Source organism: Bradyrhizobium sp. CCGB20 (assembly GCF_024199855.1).
In the GTDB taxonomy this organism is placed as follows: Bacteria; Pseudomonadota; Alphaproteobacteria; order Rhizobiales; family Xanthobacteraceae; genus Bradyrhizobium.
This window is the reverse complement of sequence record NZ_JANADN010000001.1, coordinates 4,313,819-4,331,410: the sequence shown is the minus strand read 5'-3', so window position 1 is coordinate 4,331,410 and position 17,592 is coordinate 4,313,819. Positions and strand designations below refer to the sequence as shown.

Below are 17,592 nucleotides of genomic sequence, written 5' to 3'. Positions count from 1 at the left end.
ATCACGCGTTGGAACGCCGCGAATGTTCCGCGCGTTGGCAACCCGTAGGCAACGATGGAGTCAGAGCCGATGACAAAGCCGCTGACGAAAACGGTGCAGCCTGTTCCCGAACAGAACAGGAGCCACAAGGGCGCGGGCAGCACGCCCGCAACACCGGTCGATACCACCAAGGGCCATCGCGACGACGAGAAGCAGAACATTCGCGAGCAGGCCGCGCACGGCAATCTCACCCAGAACACCAGCAACAGGCGCATGGGATAGGCAGACAACCACGGGGGAGACGAAACAGGAGAGACGAGCTTGGTCAATCTCGGCAAATGGTACGATCCGATATCGGAACGCTGGATCGCACCGCGCGAAATACGCCTGAAGGCGACATCTTCCCATGAGAGCGAGAACCACGTGCTCGAACGCCAGAGAACAATCGAGGTCCAGCGCATCTGGCGCGCGCTCGTCGATTGCTGCGCGCGCAACTGACACACAGGCCCGCGCACAGCAGCGGAGCAACCCGCTCGGCCGTGTCGTTGTAACCCTGCATCAATGATCCGTATCGTCCGCTAGGCCCTCATTGGCGCGTGCGGAGTGCGCGGCATCTGCCGAGGGCTGGCGCCTTGTGGTCTCAAATTCGCGGCGGCGGCTGACGCTTCAGGTGCAGATAGACCGCAATCAATGCGACCGCCGAGGTGAGAGGTCTCCCAAAGTGGAACTCGAACCCACACGCCTCGATGCTTGATTTAGGTCAAATCAGACTCCGGGCAGAAGCCGAGGTTCTCGGCGGGTGCCGATCCTCACGAGGCGGCATCGCGCGCTGGTGTTTGCACGGCACCCCAACTCACGGAGGAACGCCATGCTTCGATACGTTCTCGCTGCGCTGGCAGCTCTCGTCCTGATCACAGTGAGCCTGATTCCAGATGAGGCCTATGCCCGCCGCGGGGGTGGCGGATTTCATGGAGGCGGCGGCATGCGCGGCGCTTACGCCGGGGGCGGCGCTGTTCGTGCCGGACGTGTCGGCGGCGGATATCGCGTGGCAGGTCGCGGATATGGATACCGCCCAATACCCGGCCGACCGGTCGCCAGGGGCGTTTACCGCAATGCGGCCTATCGCGGTGCCTATCGAGGCGCAGCCTATGGTTTGGGAGCGGCCGCGGTAGGAGCCGCCGCAGCAGGAGCTTACGGCTACTACAACAACAGCAACTGCACCTACGACACCTACGGCAATTGGGTTTGCCCGGGTCAGTACGGGTATCGGTACTGACCGGAATCCACTGGATGCGGATGGCAATGCGCCAGGAGCATTGCCGTCCGCTCACAGTTGCGCCCGGTGACGGATATTCGCTAACTCTGCGTGCCACCCCGCAGCGCGTCGCGCACCGATGCGGCGATCTCGTCCTCGCTCCGGCCGCCATTGATCGCGAGGCGGCCGGCGAAGACGAAGTGAGGAACAGCGCGAACGCCTGCCGCTGCGGCGCGCGCCGCCTCCTGCTCGACACGCTTTTGCCGCGCCGGATCCCGCGCGATTGCACCGGCCTCGGCGCGATCGAAACCGTAGTCGACCGCGATATCGGCCAGCACATCGACATCCGCGACGTTCATCGCACCGAGGAAATAGGCCTTCGAAATCGCGACCGCGAGGCGATGCTGGGTGCCCTTCTCGCGTGCGGCGAGGACCAGCGCATGAGCACGCTGCGTCGGATAGGCCCAGAGCTGTCGCGTGAGATCGAGGTCGAGCCCGGACAGACGCGCCTCGGCCTCAGGCCGCGCGAAGGCGGCCTTGGCATCCGTCACGCCGTAGCGCGCCCGAAGCAGATCCGGAATGAACAGTCCCGCTTCCGGCGTCTCGGGAAGCAGCAGGACCGGATGGTGCCGGATATCCGCGGCGAGATCGGGAAAGCGCTCCATCAGCACCTTGTCCAGCCGGTGCAGTCCGATCATGCACCACGGGCAGGATATCTCGGTATAGAGGTCGATTTGCAGCATGGCGCCCTCGGCCTCACGCTGCCGGCAGCGGCGGAAGGATGGCCTCGACCCGGTCGCGCCTGTTGACGAGGGTCCAAAGCTCCTCGGCGATGTCGTCGGGGTTGAGCACGGGATATCTCGGATCGAGTGCAACACCGCCGGCCGTCATGGCGCGGAAGCCCGCCGAGTTCTCGATGACGGCGCCGATATTCAGCGTGCCCGCGAAGACACCCTTCTCCTTCACCTCGGCATTGAGCGTGAAGACGTAATTGCGCGCCGCCGCCATCAGGGGGCCGACGCCACTAAGGCCCGGGATCGGCACCACCGCCGTCAGCCCGCCGACGATCACGATCGCACCGTCGCCACGTGCCAGCATGCCGGGCAGCACCGCATGCGACACCTCGATCGGCGCAAACGCGAAGATGTTCGCCATCGGCTCGAGCTTCGCGGCGTCGAGGTCCACGGCGGACACGAAGCCGGCATGCCCGACCGGCTGGTAGACGGCGATGTCGATCGCCCCGAACCGCTGCTCGATGGCGCGCACCAGCGCCGGGACAGCTGCGATGTCGGTAATGTCAGCCGGAAACGCCGCGGCCTCGATGCCGGCGCGCGCGAGCTCGGCGACCCGCTCTTCGAGCGGCGCGGCACGGCGCGCGACGAGCGCAACGCGATAACCCTCGCGTCCGAACCGCGCGGCAAGGGAGGCGCCGAGCCCGGTGCCGGCGCCGAAAATGGCAATGGTCCTGGTGGTGGTCTTGGTCGTGCTCATGGTGATTTTTCTCCTGTGACGGCTCGCTACCACCCTCGATTTCCTTTCGTAAGTACCCACTTTCTGGTAAGTACCCCCGCCATGAAGCCCAAAACCTACGACGACCTCCTTGGCGGCCCGCAAGGCGGCCGCGACTGTGCCGGCCGCGGCATTCTCGACCACGTGATGTCACGCTGGGGCGTTCTGGTGCTGCTCGCGCTGCGCGACGGGACGCACCGCTTCAGCGAGCTGCGCCGGCGCATTGGCGGCGTCAGCGAGAAGATGCTGGCGCAGACGCTGCGCGCGCTGGAGGAGGACGGCTTCGTGCTCCGGCACGATTTCGGCGAAGTGCCGCCGCGCGTGGAATACGCGCTGACCCCGATGGGACGTCAGCTCGCCACGCACGTCGCCAGGCTCGCGACGTGGATATCGGACAACACGGCGCAGGTGCTGGCCGCCCGCGAGACGCGACGCTCCAAGGCAAAGGGGTGAGGCCGCGGAGACGTCACGCGACCCGTCGGGCAAAACACCTCGTCAATCCCTCTGCGCAAAAACATTCCACTTTCCCGAATTTCGGATTTATGGCATAAGCTCCGTCATCCCGGCCCTGCCAAAGGGGCGTTCGCGACCGTCACGACATGCGGGCCGGGTGGCGGAGGACGCGGCAGCGCCGGCGCGGAATGCGTGACGACAGGGCGGGCAACCGTGAGTCTCACGCGACGCGGTACGACACGGCGCAGTCAAAGCGGGCTCGACAATCGTCAGGGGGTGAGCACGCGCCAGCCCCGGACGATCAGGCGGGACCGTCCGCGGACGGAGAAGTCGTGTGGTCCTGACGCCCGGGGTCTGTGCGTCAAGTCCTGCGGTGATGCGAGCGGCCCGACCGGGCGCGCGCATCGGCGAACCGCGAGGCGACGGGGGCAATAGTGCATCGCTCCCCGGGGAGAGCACGAAGGACACCGTTAAAACCATCCGCGCAGGGAAGGCCGGGCGTTCGGTCAACCCATCGGTCCACCCCGTGTGCATTTCTCGTAGCGCACGGACCAAGGGTGCCGCCGGCGCCCGGCCTTCCCTGCGCCCTTTGGCCTCCAACGGGCGACCTTATCCAGGCAAGACTCGGGCAAAACCTGCCGCGGGAAGGTACAACCACGCGCCCTTCCCGGCACCATACGCACAGCCGTTACCGTCCAGAATGTCGCACGCTTTTCGCCCGCGCCGCGGGCTGGTAGGTTGGCGCTATTATTTTGGGGAATTTTGATGCGCGCGAGAATTTTCAATCGCGTCGTGGGGCTGGCGGCGCTGGCCGCGGCCCTGCTTGTCGCCACTGTTGCACCGGCATCGGCCGAGAAGCGCATTGCGCTCGTCGTCGGCAACTCCGCCTACAAGAACATCACGCCGCTCGACAATCCCTCCAAGGACGCGAGCCTGATGGCGGAGACGCTCGGGCAGCTCGGCTTCACGCTGGTCGGCGGGCGCGCCCAGCTCGATCTCGACAAGGGCGCGATGGACATCGCGGTGCAGAGCTTTGGCCGGCAGGTCCAGGGCGCCGACGTCGCGCTGTTCTATTATGCCGGCCACGGCGTGCAGGTCGCAGGCTCCAACTATCTCGTGCCCGTCGGCGCCAATCCGACGCGCGAGGCCGATGTCGACTTCCAGATGACGGACGTCAACCTCGTGCTGCGGCAGATGCAGGGATCCGGCACGCGGCTCAACCTCGTGATCCTCGACGCCTGCCGCAACAACCCGTTTGGCTCGCGCGGCCTGCGATCCTCCGACGGCGGCCTGGCACAGATGCGCGCGCCGGAGGGCACGCTGATCTCCTACGCGACGCAGCCGGGCAACGTCGCCCAGGACGGCAGCGACGGCCACAGCCCCTACACCAAGGCGCTGGCGGCGACGGTCCGGACCGCCGGCCTCGACGTGTTCCAGACCTTCAACCAGGTCGGCCTCGCCGTGAAGCGCGCCACATCAGGCGCGCAGCAGCCCTGGGTGTCGTCCTCGCCGATCGACGGCACCTTCTATTTCGTGCCGCCGGCGCAAAGCCCGCCGCCGCAGGTCGCCGCGATGCAGCCCGATCCGCTGCAGGCGGATCGGCTGCGCGCCGATCCGGATCGCGCGCCGCTGCGCGATGCCGCGCTGCTGAGCGAATTGAGCGAGCGGCTGTACGAGCTCAATTTCGATCCTGACACGCCTGATGGACTGACCCGCGCGATCACGAAACTCCAGCAGCGGATTGCGATGGCGCCGACCGGCGAAGCAACTGAGGGCCTGCTGCTGCGGATGCGCAAGATGGAGGATCTGAAGCCGTGGGGCTCGATCGTCTACGGCCCCGACAGCAGCAAATGGGGCATAGCGTGGAACCACGCCTCGCGGCGCGCGGCGGTTGCGGATGCGCGTGGCAATTGCGCCGGCGCCAAATGTCCGATCGAGCTCTCCTTCTACGGCAGAAGCTGCGGCGCGTTCGCGATCTCCGACAAATCCTGGTCGCTGGTCCAGCGCGACAGCGTCCAGCGCGCCAGGGATGCCGCGCTTGACGAATGCGGCAAGGCTGGCAAAGCTTGCCGCATTATCGGATCCGTCTGCGCCGACGGCTCCGGCCGCTGATACAGTTTTCATTTTGGATTTTTTTCATTTTGGATTTTTGCTCATGCGCACTGTCTCCGTTCGAACGATGGCCCTCGCCTTCCTCCTCACCGGTACCCTCGCCTCATCGTCCGCCGTCGCGCAGTCCGGCAGTGCCGGCGGCTCGATCGGCAATGACGAGAAATCGCTGTCGGGCTCGCGTCAGGATTCGTCTTCAGGCCGCTCGGCCGAGCCCGCGCCCACAGTGCGCCGAAGCAAGCCTGCGGCCGAGGAGCCGCGCTCATCGTCGCGCCGCGGCGGTGGAGGTGGCGGCAGCTTCGACGGGGCCTGGATGGTCGTCAGCGTCGGCTGCGGCGGCACCACGTCCGGCGCGGTCGTGGTCTCCTCCGGCAAGGTCATTGGCCAAGGCGTCAGCGGAACCGTCAGCTCCGGCGGCGCAGTCAGCACGTTCGGTCAGGGCGAAGGCGTAACCTTCAGGGGCTCCGGACGTCTGTCGAGCCGCAGCGGTTCCGGAACCTTTCGCCGCTCCGACGGCTGCGGCGGAACCTGGACCTCGACCAAGCAATAGCAGCGAAAAAGCCTGATTTCGCAGCGGAACGAACGCGGCGCGGGCCCGATTCAAGCCACATCCTGTCCGGATTTGCGGCTCATTGCCACCCAAGTCTTTGATGACAAAGGGTCGGTAACAAGTTGCGTCATGCGTAAACGGGAGACCAGGATGGGCAACCGCACCGCAAAGTTCATATCCGCGCTTGCCGGCAGCATCATCGCCGGCGCGCCACTGGCCGCCGTGTCGCAGAATGCGCCGGCGGCAACGAGCACGGCAAATGCCGCCAGCGACTGCCTCGGCTCGCCAAAGGGCGTCGCGCCGCAGGGTCAGCATTGGTACTATCGCGTCGAGCGCGGAACCAAGCGGCAATGCTGGTATCTACGTGCCGAAGGCGGCAAGGACAACGCGAAAGACAGCGCCAAGGATAGCGCGAAGCCCGCGCAAACCGCGCAGGCTACGCCCGACGCACCGACAGCAGATTCAGCACCCCCGCCGCAGCAGAACTCGGTGCAGGACGCACGCGCCGAATATCTGACGGCGCAGAGCAATGCCAAGCCGACGACGCCGACCGCGCCAGCGAAGCCGGTGCCGACGCAGCAGCCTGCGAGCCCGACCGCCGACAGCAACGCACAGCAGCCCGCCGTCGCCACGCGCTGGCCCGATGCCTCCACCGCGGCCACGTCGCCCGCACCGCAACCGGCGCCTGCATCGCAGCCGGCGCCCGCACCGCAACCGGCGGCCGCACCGCAGCCGGCGCCCGCTCCCGTTGCGTCGCCCGCGCCGCCGAGCGCAAAGCCGGCAAAATCCCCTGCCCCGGTCACGCTTGCCGCAGCAGATGCCACCACGGAGAAGGCGACCGGCTCATTCCAGATGCTGCTGCTCGTGATCGGCGGCGCGCTGGCGCTCGCCGGCCTGCTCGCCAGCATCATCTATCGCTTCGCGGGCCGGCGCGTCCGCGTTCAGGCCGCCGACCAGCGCCGCGTCAATTGGGACAATCGGGAGCCGCATGACGAGGGCCGTGCGCCCTGGCGCCAGATGACGCCAGCTGCCGCGCCGCGCGCGCAGCAGCCGCGCCCGGTGGATTTCGATGCCGCCCGTCGCCAGGCCGCCGCGCGTCCCCAAACCACCAAACTCGAGGCCTCCCAACGCGAAGCCGCGCAGCTCAAAGCTGCGCAGCTCGAGGCGATCGATCACGCGATCGACGTCGTCGATGAGCGCGAACCGCAAGCCCGCAACGAGGTCGCCGACCTCGACGAGGCCTACATGTTCAATCGAGAGTTCGAGATCGAGGCATCAGCCCCCCGGCTCGCGACCGACGACATCAAGGACCAGAAATCGGCCGATCGCGATGACAGTGTGCAGATCGAGGACACCGTCGACGTCGACGTGATCACGGCGATGCTGGAACGGCTGGCGCACGAAGGACCGCGCCTCTCGAAGCCTAACCTTGAAGCTGGCCTTGCAAACCTCGCACGAAACCAACGAGGCCAGTCCGCCGCTCGCGCTTGAGGCGTTCGGCCTTCAGGATCGACTGCACCTCGGCGAAGGCCTCATCGACATCGTGGTTGATGACGATGTAGTCGTACTCGGCCCAGTGGCTCATCTCGTGACTGGCGCGGCTCATGCGCTTGCGGATCACCTCGTCGGAATCCTGCGCGCGCGAATGCAGCCGCTTCTCGAGATCCGCGGCCGAGGGCGGCAGGATGAAGACGCTCACGACATCAGCGCGCGCCTTCTCGCGCAGCTGCTGCGTGCCCTGCCAGTCGATGTCGAACAGCACGTCCTGCCCGGCTGACAGCGCAGCCTCGACCGGGCTGCGCGGCGTGCCGTAGCTGTTGTCGAATACCGTCGCCCATTCCAGCAGCTCGTCGCCCTTCACCATCGCGTCGAACTTGGCCTTGTCGACGAACAGATAGTCGCGGCCGTCAACCTCGCCGGGCCGCATCGCCCGCGTGGTCGCGGAGACCGACATCCTGAGGCCGGGCATGCGGTCGATCAGGAGACGCGACAGCGTCGTCTTGCCTGCGCCCGAGGGCGAGGACAGCACGAACATCAATCCGCGTCGCTCGACACCGTCAGTTCCGTGACCGCCCGTCGTCATCGATCACTCCAGATTCTGGACCTGTTCGCGGAACTGCTCCACCACGTTCTTCATGGCGAGCCCCGTATTGGTCAGCTCGATGTCGTTCGACTTCGAGCAGCAGGTGTTGACCTCGCGGTGAAACTCCTGCGCCAGGAAGTCGAGCTTGCGGCCGATCGGGCCGCCCTTGCCGATCAGCTCGCGCGCCTGCGCGACGTGGGAGGCGATGCGGTCGAGCTCCTCACGGATGTCGGCCCTGGTGGCGATCAGGATCGCCTCCTGCATCAGGCGGTCGGAATCGAAACGGTCGGAGGTGTCGAGCAGCGTTGCGATCTGCTCGGCGAGCCTGGCCTTGATCGCCTCGGGCTTGCGGCCCGGCGCGGCCTCCGCCTTCCTCGCCAGCGCCTCGACCTCGTCAACCCGCTGGGTCAGGATCTGCCCGAGCGAAGTCCCCTCACGCTTGCGCATCTCGACGAGATCGGCGAGCGCCTTGTCGAAGGCCTCCGCTACAGCAGCGCGCGCGGCCTTGTCCTCGTCCTCGTCGCCCTCGGGTTCGGCGACCTCGACGACGCCCTTGATGGCCAGCAGGCCGTCGACGCTCGGCGCGACCGCATCGACCTTGCCGGCGATCACGGCGGCGGCCTTCAGGACGGCGTTGAGCACGTCCTCGTTGACGCGGACCGTGGCGGCGGTGTTGGCGCGCTTGACGTTGAGATTGGCGTAGACCGTACCGCGCGACAAAACCTCGCCGGCGCGCTTCTTGGCGTGGGCCTCCAGCTCGTCGAACCCCTGCGGCAGCCGCACCCTGAGGTCAAAGCCCTTGGCGTTGACCGACTTCAACTCCCATTCGAACGTATACGGCCCGCTAGCGCCGTGGCTTCGGGCAAAGCCGGTCATGGACGACAGCGCCATCAGGTCAGATTCTCCAGAAAGATAAGATTCGCGGGGCCATCAAGGCACGCGAATCTTAAGACTATTTTGCCGGAAAGTGGAATCCGCAAAGTCCGGTAGGCAGCCCTGCGGCAGCGCTAGCGCTGGACTACCGGCGGCGACGGCTGCACCGCACCCTGCCGGGCCGGCGCCGGGCCGGCGGGGCGCGCCGGCGGCTTCTTCTGCTGGTTGGGCCGCGCCGGCGTGGTCGCCGTCGGCGGATCCGCGGCAGCGCCGGGCGCGGCGGCCGCCGGCGGCTGCGCATCCTCGGCCGGCTCGACGGTGTCGTTCTGGATCTGCTTCTCCATCGCGCGGAGCTTGGCGACGTTCTTCTGGTGCGCGTCGTAGGTCTCGGTGAAGGCGTGCCCGCCGGTGCCGTCGGCGACGAAATAGAGGTCGCGGGTACGGGCCGGATTGGCGGTGGCTTCGAGCGAGGCGCGGCCTGGGTTGGAGATCGGGCCGGGCGGCAGTCCCTCGATGACATAGGTGTTGTAGGGCGAAGGCTGCGTGATCTCGCTGCGCTTGATCGGACGGCCGAGCGTACCCTTGCCGCCGACGATGCCATAGATGATCGTGGGATCGGACTGCAGCTTGATCTTCTGCTTCAGGCGGTTGGCGAAGACGGCCGCGACACGGCTGCGCTCGTCCGGCTTGCCGGTCTCCTTCTCGACGATCGAGGCCAGCGTCACCAGTTGCTCCGGCGTCTTGACCGGGGTGTCCTGGCTGCGGCGCTCCCAGATCTCGGCCAGCACGCGCTTGTGCGCCTGCTGCATGCGCTGGATCACCTGATCGCGCGGGGTCCCGCGCGGGAACTTGTAGGTCTCGGGCAGCAGCGTGCCCTCCCGCGGCAGCTCGCGGACGCTGCCGGTGAAGATGTCGTTGTCGGACAGCCGCGCCACGATCTGCTCGGAAGTCAGGCCTTCCGGTATGGTCACGGCGTGCTGCACCACCTTGCCCTCGACGATGGTCGCGATGACGTCGCGCAAGGAGGCGGTCTTCTGGAACGAATATTCACCCGGCTTCAGGTCCGAGCTCGCCTTCAGCGCGGCAACGCTGGCGATGAACACCCACGGATTGATGTCGGTCACGCCTTCCCGATTCAGCGTCTCGGCGATGTCGCGCTTGCCGGCCCGCTGCGGGATGTTGACGATCTTGTCTTCCTTCAGCGGCCCCGGCGCCTCGAGCACCTGCCTGCCGTAATAGTACACGCCGCCCGCGCCGATCATCGAGATCAGCAGCAGGGTGATGATGGCATTGCCGACGATCACGAAGGGATTTCGCGCCCGGTCCGATCGCCTCGGCGGCGGCGGAACCTGTTCGGGCTCCAGCGCGGCCCGCGGACTCCGGGGCGAAATGGGCGGCCTTTCACTCATCGAAGCAACCTGAATCCTGCCGGTTCAATCGCGGCCAGGCAATCGCTTGCCGAGCCACATGCACGCGCCCACTTCCATGACTATCGCCGAATACGGCAAAACGGTGGATTCGTCGCAACAACAAACTAATGGACCAGACGCCGGACGATCACCGACGCATTGGTACCGCCAAAACCGAAAGAATTCGACAACGCGACGTTGACCTCGCGCTTCTTTGCAGCGTGGGGCACGAGATCGATTGCAGTCTCGACCGACGGATTGTCCAGGTTGATGGTCGGCGGCACGACATTATCGCGAATCGCGAGAATGGCGAAGATCGCCTCGATCGCGCCGGCGGCGCCAAGCAGATGGCCGGTCGACGATTTGGTCGAGGACATCGCGACCTTTGAAGCGGCGTTGCCGAGCAGGCGCTCGACCGCACCGAGCTCGATCTCGTCACCGAGCGGTGTCGAGGTGCCGTGCGCGTTGATGTAGTCGAGATCGGATGCCGTGAGGCCGGCGCGCTTGAGCGCTGCCGACATGCTGCGGAAGCCGCCATCGCCATCGGGCGACGGCGACGTAATGTGATAGGCATCACCCGAAAGTCCGTAGCCGATCACCTCGGCATAGATCCTGGCGCCGCGGCGCCTGGCGTGCTCGAGTTCTTCCAGAACGAGGACGCCGGCGCCCTCGCCCATCACGAAGCCGTCGCGGTCCTTGTCGTAAGGGCGCGATGCCTTCGTGGGCGTATCGTTGAAACCGGTCGAAAGCGCTCGCGCGGCGTTGAAGCCGGCAATGCCGATACGGCTGATCGGCGACTCTGCGCCACCGGCGACCATGACGTCGGCATCGCCCAGGGCGATCAGGCGGGCGGCATCGCCGACCGCATGCGCGCCGGTCGAGCAGGCCGTGACCACCGAATGGTTCGGCCCCTTCAATCCGTGCGCGATCGAGACGTAGCCGGAGGCCAGATTGATCAGGCGGCCCGGGATGAAGAATGGCGAGACCCGGCGCGGTCCGCGCTCCTTCAGGAGGATTGCGGTGTCGGCAATGCCGGTGAGGCCGCCGATGCCGGAACCGATCATGGTGCCGGTCGCGCATTTGTCCTCTTCGGTCTCGGGATGCCAGTTGGCATCGTCGAGCGCCTGGCCGGCAGCGGCCATGCCGAAGATGATGAAGTCGTCGACCTTGCGCTGGTCCTTCGGCTCCATCCATTTGTCGGGATTGAAGGTGTCGTTGGTGCCGTCGCCGCGAACGACGTTGCAGGCGTATTTGGTCTGCAGATCGGAGACATCGAAGCTCTCGATCGGGCGCGCACCGCTTTCGCCGTTGAGGATGCGTTTCCAGGTCGGCTCGACGCCGCAGCCGAGTGGCGACACCATGCCGAGACCCGTGACGACAACTCGCCTCATATCTGAAAACTCCGCATCGAAAGATTCACGGCCAATAACAAGAAACCGGCTGACCGCTGGGAAGCGGCCCGTCCGGTTTCAATGTTGTCCCCGCGAAAATGAAGAGCCTTAGCTCTTCGCGTTCTTCTCGAGAAACTTCGTGGCGTCGCCGACGGTGAGAATCGTCTCCGCGGCGTCATCCGGAATCTCGCAACCGAATTCTTCTTCGAACGCCATCACCAATTCGACGGTGTCCAGACTGTCGGCGCCGAGGTCATCGATGAAGCTCGCAGCGTCGACAACCTTCTCGGGTTCAACACCAAGGTGTTCGACCACGATCTTCTTAACCCGCTCGCCAATGTCACTCATTGCATAACCTCGTGTTGTTCCCTGTAGACCCGACCCCCCGGGACGATACGAGCCGTCGTGGTCGTTGACTGCCTTCGCTTACGAACTTGATTTGGCCCCATCCTAACGATGCGGGCCCGGGCGAACGACGGCCAAGGCTCCGCATCGCCAATATACAGGGTTTCAAAAACCTGCAATGGCGTTCTTTGCCCATCCGTTGAAGGTCCGGTTATCATACTTCAACTGCCTTGACTACAAGCCTCATTTCGCTCCCGAAACGGCCGTTTGCCGCATCCCGCACCGCCCTTGTGGGCAGTGCGGAACGAGAGGTCAGATCATGGCCATGCCGCCGTTGACGTGGATGGTTTGCCCTGTGACGTAAGCTGCTTCGTTCGAACTCAGGTAAACCGCGGCCGCCGCGATGTCCTCGGGCGTCCCCAGCCGAGCGGCCGGAACCTTGGTCAGAATCGTCTCGCGCTGCTTGTCATTGAGCGCATCGGTCATCGGCGTCTTGATGAAGCCAGGCGCGATGCAGTTCGCGGTGACGCCCCGCTTGGCGTATTCGGCACCCAGCGTCTTGATCATGCCGATCAGGCCCGCCTTCGACGCGGTGTAGTTGCCCTGCCCGGGATTACCGGTGACGCCGACCACCGAGGTGATGGCAATGATGCGGCCGAAGCGCTTGCGCATCATCAATTTGGTGGCGGCCCGCGCCAGGCGGAAGGTCGAGGTCAGATTGATATTGATGACCTCCTCCCAGTCCTCGTCACGGAGCTGGACGAAGAGATTGTCGCGGGTGATGCCGGCATTGGCGACGAGGATGTCGACCTGACCCATCGCAGCTTCCGCGGCAGGCACCAGCGCCTCGACCTCGTCGGCCTTGGAGAGATTGCAGGGCAGCACATGGGTGCGCTCGCCAAGCTTGCCGGCAAGCTCATCCAGCACTTCCTTGCGCGTTCCCGAGATCGCGACGGTAGCGCCCTGCGCGTGCAGCGCCTGCGCGATCGCGCCGCCGATGCCGCCGGTCGCGCCGGTGACGAGCGCCTTCTTGCCAGTCAGATCGAACATTGAGTACTCCTCTAGCCCTGCTTCGCAGCGGCCAATGCATCCTTGGCGGCGGCAATGTCGTTGGGACCACCGACCGAAACGCCGACGGCGCCGTCCGCGATGCGCTTGACGAGTCCCGACAGCACCTTGCCGGCGCCGATCTCGAAGAAACGGGTGACGCCCTGTCCTGCCATATAGGCAACCGACTCGCGCCAGCGCACCGTGCCCGTCACCTGCTCGACCAGACGGCGGCGGATCTCGTCGGGATCAGTGATCGCGCTCGCCAGCACATTCGACACCAGCGGCGCGGCCGGCGCCTTGATCGTGACCTTGGCCAGCGCTTCCGCCATGGCGTCCGCAGCCGGCTGCATCAGCTTGCAATGGAACGGCGCGGACACAGGCAGCAACATTGCGCGCTTGGCGCCCTTGGTCTTGGCGATCTCGACGGCGCGATCGACCGCGGCCTTGTCGCCGGAGACCACCACCTGCCCGCCGCCATTGTCGTTGGCGGCCTGGCAGACCTGGCCCTGCGCCGCCTCGGTGGCGACCTCCATGGCAGCCTCGTAGTCGAGGCCGAGCAGTGCGGCCATCGCGCCGGCACCGACCGGCACGGCTTTCTGCATTGCGAGACCGCGCGTGCGAAGCAGCCGCGCGGTGTCGGAAATCGTCAGGCTGCCGGCCGCGGCCAGCGCCGAATATTCACCGAGCGAGTGGCCGGCCACGAAGGCTGCATCCCGCCCCACGGAAAACCCGGCTTCAGCCTCCAGCACGCGCAGGGTGGCGACAGATACCGCCATCAGCGCCGGCTGGGCGTTCTGGGTGAGCTGGAGGGTTTCCGCCGGACCATCCCAGATGGTCGCTGTCAGCTTCTCCCCGAGCGCGGCATCGACCTCGTCGAACACGGCGCGCGCCACCGGGAAGGCGTCGGCCAGGGCCTTGCCCATGCCAACCGCCTGGGACCCCTGCCCCGGAAATGTGAATGCTGCCGTCATCGGCGCTCCCCTGGATCGCTTGAGCAGTCTTCTTCGAGAACCGGCAGCGAACTACGTCCGGCCCGAGCCTTGGTTCCCGATCTTGCTCCAAAGGGGGCCGTAGACAACGACCAGGGCCGCGCTGTCAAGCCGCGATGGGCCGCTGGTGGGCACTTGGCCATGGGCGCGGCGCCCAAAAGCCGCCCGTTGCTGTGCACCATGCGGGCCTGCCGGGCATTGCGCGCGAGCAAAGCATTTACGCTGTCCGGAACTTGGTTCCACCACTTAAGAGGCCTTAAATTCAGCTCACCTAGGTTGCCGGCATGGCAACAATGGTCCCACTGGCATCCACCGTTTCCGCTCCGGCCGGGCATCCGCGGCGGCCGTGGTTTCCTTTCCATGCCAGCGTCGAATGGCTGCTCGCCGGCCCACGTCCGCAGCCTGACGACATCCACAACGAATTGCTGCAGCAGCGGACCAACAAGACCAGGACGATGGTCGTGGCCATACTGGCATCGCTGCTGATCGCATCGCTTGCCGCCGCGCTGACCGGTGCCGCATGGGCTTATGCCTGGGTGCTGGCGGAGCTGGCGCTCGGCAGCACGCGCATCTGCCTGATGATGAGGGCCCTCGCACGGGCGAAGCGCGACCGGCGGGCGCCGGTGAACGTCTCGCCGATCTGGGCGGGGCTCGCCTCGGTCGTCCTGATTTCCGCCGGCTGCTATCAATGCGTCGCATCGGGCGTCATGCCGCTGGTGCTGATGGCCGGCATTGGACTGGCGAATCTCGTCGGCGGCATCGCCTCGCGGAATGCCGGCACGCCGCGCTACGGCATTCTCCTGATCTGCATCCTGACGCTGCCGTTCGCGGTGGCCACGATCCTGTCGCCGGTGCCGTTCCTGTTCATCATCGGCCTGCAAACGCCGGTTTACACGGCGGGGATGATCTTCCTGCTGCTGGAGAACCACAAGATCCTGCTCGATCTCCACCATTCCGAGCGCAACAACCGCCTGATGGCGCATCACGACCTGCTCACCGGCCTTCCCAACCGCGCGCTCAACCAGAAGCTCTTCGCCGAGATGCTCGACGGCCCGTGGCCGGAAGCCGCGTCGGCCAGCTCGAAGCTCACCGTGTTCTGCGTCGATCTCGACGGCTTCAAGGGCGTCAACGACAGGTTTGGACATGCAGCAGGCGACGCCGTCCTCGTTGCGGTGGCGAAGCGCCTGCGCGCCAGCGTGCGCGACGTCGATTTCGTGTGCCGGCTCGGTGGCGACGAGTTCGTCGTGCTGCTGCCTGACATTACCGAGCGCGAAGCCGTCGTCGTGGCCGAGCGTATCATCTCGCGCGTCTGCGAACCGTTCGAGTTCGCGCCGGCAGCCTGCGTCGGAGCCAGCATCGGCATCGCGTCAGCGCCGCGTGACGGCACCAGCGCCGACGAGTTGCTGAGCGCGGCCGACCGCGCGATGTACGAGGCCAAGCGCCGGGGCAAAGGCGATTTCGTGATCCATCGCGGCGTCGAGCTCGTCGCCGAGATCGTGCCTCTCGTCCCCCTCGCTAAAACTCCCGCGCTGGCCTGCTAAAATCCGCCGGCCGTCTGATTGGCGTCGACCTCCGACCCCGCCTGCGCGCGGCGCGCGCTGTTGACCAATTGCCCCGGCCGGTCATCGCGGTTTGGCTTCGCGGTCGCAAGCCGCAGCACCGCGGCGTAGCCCGGCTGCACCTCCATGCGGCCGGCGTGCCGGCTCGCACTCAGCAGGCGATGCACCTTCGGCAGATTGTAGCAGGGCACGTAGAACAGGAGGTGATGCTCGAGGTGGTAGTTCACGTAGTACGGCGCGATGAACAGGCGCTCGAGAAAATTCGCATGTGTGGTGCGGGTATTGCGCAAGGGATCGCTGCTGTCGGGCACGACGGCGTGCTCGGCGATGTTGCGGATGCGGGTGATGACCATCATCCAGGTCAGGAGCGGCACCAGCCATAGCAGCGGATAGGCCCACCACACGCCGGCCGCCGCCAGCACTGCGAACATCACGGCATTGGCGAGGCATTGCGGGCCGAGCTTCTCCCAGAAATGCGTGGCGCGCTGGCGCCACGGCCAATCCTTCGGCCCGAGCGCGTTAAGCAATTGTGCCTTGCGTTGCTGGTAGCCGGTCTGCCCCGTGATGTCGCGGATGAACTTGCGGCGATAGCTCAGCTGCGTGATCGGAAACGGCGCCGACAGCACGAGATCGGGGTCGTCCTCCTGCTGGGTGCGCGCATGATGCTGAAGGTGATAGCGCCGGTAGCTCCGCGTCTCCGCGAAGAGAGGATAAGCGCAGAACCACTGGCTCAGGGCCAGATTGGTCTTCTCGTCGGCGGACAGGCAGCCATGCGCGCCGTCATGCATCAGGATCGCGAGCCCAAGCTGGCGCGAGCCGATGATGGCGACGGCGAGGACATAGGTGACCGGGTTGGGCCACCACGCGACCAAAGCGATCGCGCCGATGATCAACGCCCAGGCATGGGCGATCAGCGCGACGCCTTTCCAGGTCACGCGCTGGCGCACGTCGGCGAGTTGATCGTCGGTCAGGAAATCGCGGGCACGCATGCGAAGCGCGGTCATGGCCTAACCCTCCTCATTCGAATTGCTCGATGCATCGCGCTCACCGACGAGACGCAGGCGCGCGGTGTCATCATTGGATTTCGCTTGCTCGCCGAGCACGCGCAGCATCTCGGCGCATAATTCATCCGGCGACCGCCCCATGGCGTAACCTTCGAGAATGACGCCGATGGCGACGGCCCAGAACCGCCGCGAGCTTTCGTCGGGCGCGCGCAGGGAGCGCCAGCCGTGCCGCTCGACCTGGCTCGCATAGGCGCGCGCGCCTTCGCCGTGCAGGCGCTCGATGGTGCGCTCGACCAGCGGCGCCAGATCCTGGCGCCGGCGCGTCAGCGTCAATGCCTCGGCGAAGAAGGCGATCGAATCGCTCGCCGTCACGGTCTCGGCCAGAGCATGGGTGTATTCACGCGGCGTGCGCGCCTTCAGCGCCGCCTGCTCGGTCGCGCGTGCCAGATACAGCAGATCGCGGCAGGCGCATTCGACGAACAGCGCCTCCTTGGTGCGGAAGTAATAGGTGATCTGGCTCGGAAACGCGTCCGCGGCCGCGGCGATGTCGGTGATCGCCGTGCCCGACAGGCCCCGCTCCCGGAACAGCGGGCTCGCGGCATCCAGCAGCAGCGACCGCATCTTGCGGCCGGCCGAACGCGTGGCGCGTGCGGCATGCTTGGGGTCGCCAGCCGCCTCAAACGGCTCATGGACCGACTTTTCCGCCATTGGGTCGTCTCCGTCGATTTATTTGTATGCTATACAAACAAATAAATCAAGCTGTTGTGGTATGGGAGGACGGGTCCGGCCACCCCGGGTCAGGACGATCCGGGCTGACGGCCGGCCTTCCAACCTTGCAAAGCCAGCCAAAATCCGTATAAGGCGCGCATCCGCAGACCCCGGCCGGGAGCTGAACGGACGGTCTCAGCAAATCATTCGTGATTTTGGTGTGGCAGGGCCAGTCGGCCCGTCGTCCCGTGTTTCCGCCTTCTGAGCTTAATCCCAGAGTCCTTTCCGAAGGTCTCTTAAGGGCTTGACGCCGGGCGATGCGCCAA

19 protein-coding genes are annotated in these 17,592 nt (G+C 66.0%); 8 read left to right on the top strand and 11 right to left on the bottom strand.

Going from position 1 to position 17,592, the window contains the following annotated elements; all coding sequences use genetic code 11:
* Positions 1-69 precede the first annotated feature (69 nt).
* The 3 genes from NLM15_RS19905 (at position 70) to NLM15_RS19895 (ending at position 1,255) form a co-directional block, all read left to right on the top strand.
* A complete protein-coding gene (locus NLM15_RS19905) occupies positions 70-261 on the top strand; it encodes a hypothetical protein (RefSeq protein ID WP_254118749.1) in 192 nt (63 codons plus the stop codon).
* A 39-nt stretch (positions 262-300) separates the two neighbouring features.
* Entirely contained in the window at positions 301-477 is a 177-nt protein-coding gene (locus NLM15_RS19900; RefSeq protein ID WP_254118748.1) for a hypothetical protein, read from the top strand.
* Positions 478-847: 370 nt separating this feature from the next.
* The gene (locus NLM15_RS19895) at positions 848-1,255 is read left to right on the top strand and encodes a hypothetical protein (RefSeq protein ID WP_254118747.1); all 408 of its coding nucleotides are present in this window, start codon (positions 848-850) and stop codon (positions 1,253-1,255) included.
* An 80-nt stretch (positions 1,256-1,335) separates the two neighbouring features.
* Here NLM15_RS19895 and NLM15_RS19890 read toward each other — a convergent pair whose 3' ends face one another.
* Both NLM15_RS19890 and NLM15_RS19885 read right to left on the bottom strand, forming a co-directional pair.
* Positions 1,336-1,977 carry a DsbA family oxidoreductase gene (locus NLM15_RS19890; protein WP_254118746.1) on the bottom strand — a complete coding sequence of 214 codons (642 nt, stop codon included), beginning with the start codon at positions 1,975-1,977 and terminating at the stop codon, positions 1,336-1,338.
* A gap of 13 nt (positions 1,978-1,990) precedes the next feature.
* Positions 1,991-2,725, bottom strand: coding sequence for an SDR family oxidoreductase (locus NLM15_RS19885; RefSeq protein ID WP_254118745.1), 735 nt, complete (start codon positions 2,723-2,725; stop codon positions 1,991-1,993).
* A gap of 81 nt (positions 2,726-2,806) precedes the next feature.
* Here NLM15_RS19885 and NLM15_RS19880 point away from each other — a divergent pair, with 81 nt between their 5' ends.
* The 4 genes from NLM15_RS19880 (at position 2,807) to NLM15_RS19865 (ending at position 7,346) form a co-directional block, all read left to right on the top strand.
* On the top strand, positions 2,807-3,196 hold the full coding sequence (locus tag NLM15_RS19880; RefSeq protein ID WP_254118744.1) for a helix-turn-helix domain-containing protein: 390 nt from the start codon (positions 2,807-2,809) through the stop codon (positions 3,194-3,196).
* Between the two features lie 765 nt (positions 3,197-3,961).
* The gene (locus NLM15_RS19875) at positions 3,962-5,308 is read left to right on the top strand and encodes a caspase family protein (protein ID WP_254118743.1); all 1,347 of its coding nucleotides are present in this window, start codon (positions 3,962-3,964) and stop codon (positions 5,306-5,308) included.
* A 43-nt stretch (positions 5,309-5,351) separates the two neighbouring features.
* Positions 5,352-5,855, top strand: a complete 504-nt coding sequence (locus tag NLM15_RS19870; RefSeq protein ID WP_254118742.1) for a hypothetical protein — start codon at positions 5,352-5,354, stop codon at positions 5,853-5,855.
* A gap of 150 nt (positions 5,856-6,005) precedes the next feature.
* Positions 6,006-7,346, top strand: a complete 1,341-nt coding sequence (locus NLM15_RS19865) for a hypothetical protein (protein WP_254118741.1) — start codon at positions 6,006-6,008, stop codon at positions 7,344-7,346.
* Here NLM15_RS19865 and gmk read toward each other — a convergent pair.
* The 7 genes from gmk to fabD all read right to left on the bottom strand — a co-directional run bounded on the left by gmk (position 7,279) and on the right by fabD (position 13,977).
* Positions 7,279-7,938 (bottom strand): guanylate kinase, encoded by a 660-nt coding sequence (gmk, locus tag NLM15_RS19860; protein WP_254118740.1) that lies wholly within the window; start codon positions 7,936-7,938, stop codon positions 7,279-7,281. The two genes, NLM15_RS19865 and gmk, sit on opposite strands and share 68 nt — an antisense overlap.
* Positions 7,939-7,941: 3 nt before the next feature.
* Positions 7,942-8,829: a YicC/YloC family endoribonuclease gene (locus NLM15_RS19855; protein ID WP_254118739.1), complete on the bottom strand. Its 888-nt coding sequence runs from the start codon at positions 8,827-8,829 to the stop codon at positions 7,942-7,944.
* Positions 8,830-8,945: 116 nt separating this feature from the next.
* Positions 8,946-10,220 carry an endolytic transglycosylase MltG gene (mltG, locus tag NLM15_RS19850; protein WP_254118738.1) on the bottom strand — a complete coding sequence of 425 codons (1,275 nt, stop codon included), beginning with the start codon at positions 10,218-10,220 and terminating at the stop codon, positions 8,946-8,948.
* Positions 10,221-10,345: 125 nt separating this feature from the next.
* Complete coding sequence (gene fabF, locus NLM15_RS19845) at positions 10,346-11,611, bottom strand: beta-ketoacyl-ACP synthase II (protein ID WP_254118737.1); 1,266 nt, start codon at positions 11,609-11,611, stop codon at positions 10,346-10,348.
* Between the two features lie 108 nt (positions 11,612-11,719).
* Positions 11,720-11,959 (bottom strand): acyl carrier protein, encoded by a 240-nt coding sequence (locus NLM15_RS19840; protein WP_008130699.1) that lies wholly within the window; start codon positions 11,957-11,959, stop codon positions 11,720-11,722.
* Between the two features lie 309 nt (positions 11,960-12,268).
* Positions 12,269-13,006 carry a 3-oxoacyl-[acyl-carrier-protein] reductase gene (fabG, locus tag NLM15_RS19835; protein ID WP_254118736.1) on the bottom strand — a complete coding sequence of 246 codons (738 nt, stop codon included), beginning with the start codon at positions 13,004-13,006 and terminating at the stop codon, positions 12,269-12,271.
* Positions 13,007-13,017: 11 nt separating this feature from the next.
* Positions 13,018-13,977, bottom strand: coding sequence for an ACP S-malonyltransferase (gene fabD, locus NLM15_RS19830; RefSeq protein WP_254118735.1), 960 nt, complete (start codon positions 13,975-13,977; stop codon positions 13,018-13,020).
* A 302-nt stretch (positions 13,978-14,279) separates the two neighbouring features.
* On the opposite strand from fabD, the gene NLM15_RS19825 reads away from it, so the two are divergent.
* Complete coding sequence (locus NLM15_RS19825; protein ID WP_254118734.1) at positions 14,280-15,536, top strand: GGDEF domain-containing protein; 1,257 nt, start codon at positions 14,280-14,282, stop codon at positions 15,534-15,536.
* Here the strand turns inward: NLM15_RS19825 and NLM15_RS19820 are convergent.
* Both NLM15_RS19820 and NLM15_RS19815 read right to left on the bottom strand, forming a co-directional pair.
* A complete protein-coding gene (locus NLM15_RS19820) occupies positions 15,533-16,558 on the bottom strand; it encodes a fatty acid desaturase family protein (protein WP_254118733.1) in 1,026 nt (341 codons plus the stop codon). The two genes, NLM15_RS19825 and NLM15_RS19820, sit on opposite strands and share 4 nt — an antisense overlap.
* Before the next feature lie 3 nt (positions 16,559-16,561).
* Positions 16,562-17,266: a TetR/AcrR family transcriptional regulator C-terminal domain-containing protein gene (locus NLM15_RS19815; RefSeq protein ID WP_254118732.1), complete on the bottom strand. Its 705-nt coding sequence runs from the start codon at positions 17,264-17,266 to the stop codon at positions 16,562-16,564.
* Positions 17,267-17,592: the final 326 nt, after the last annotated feature.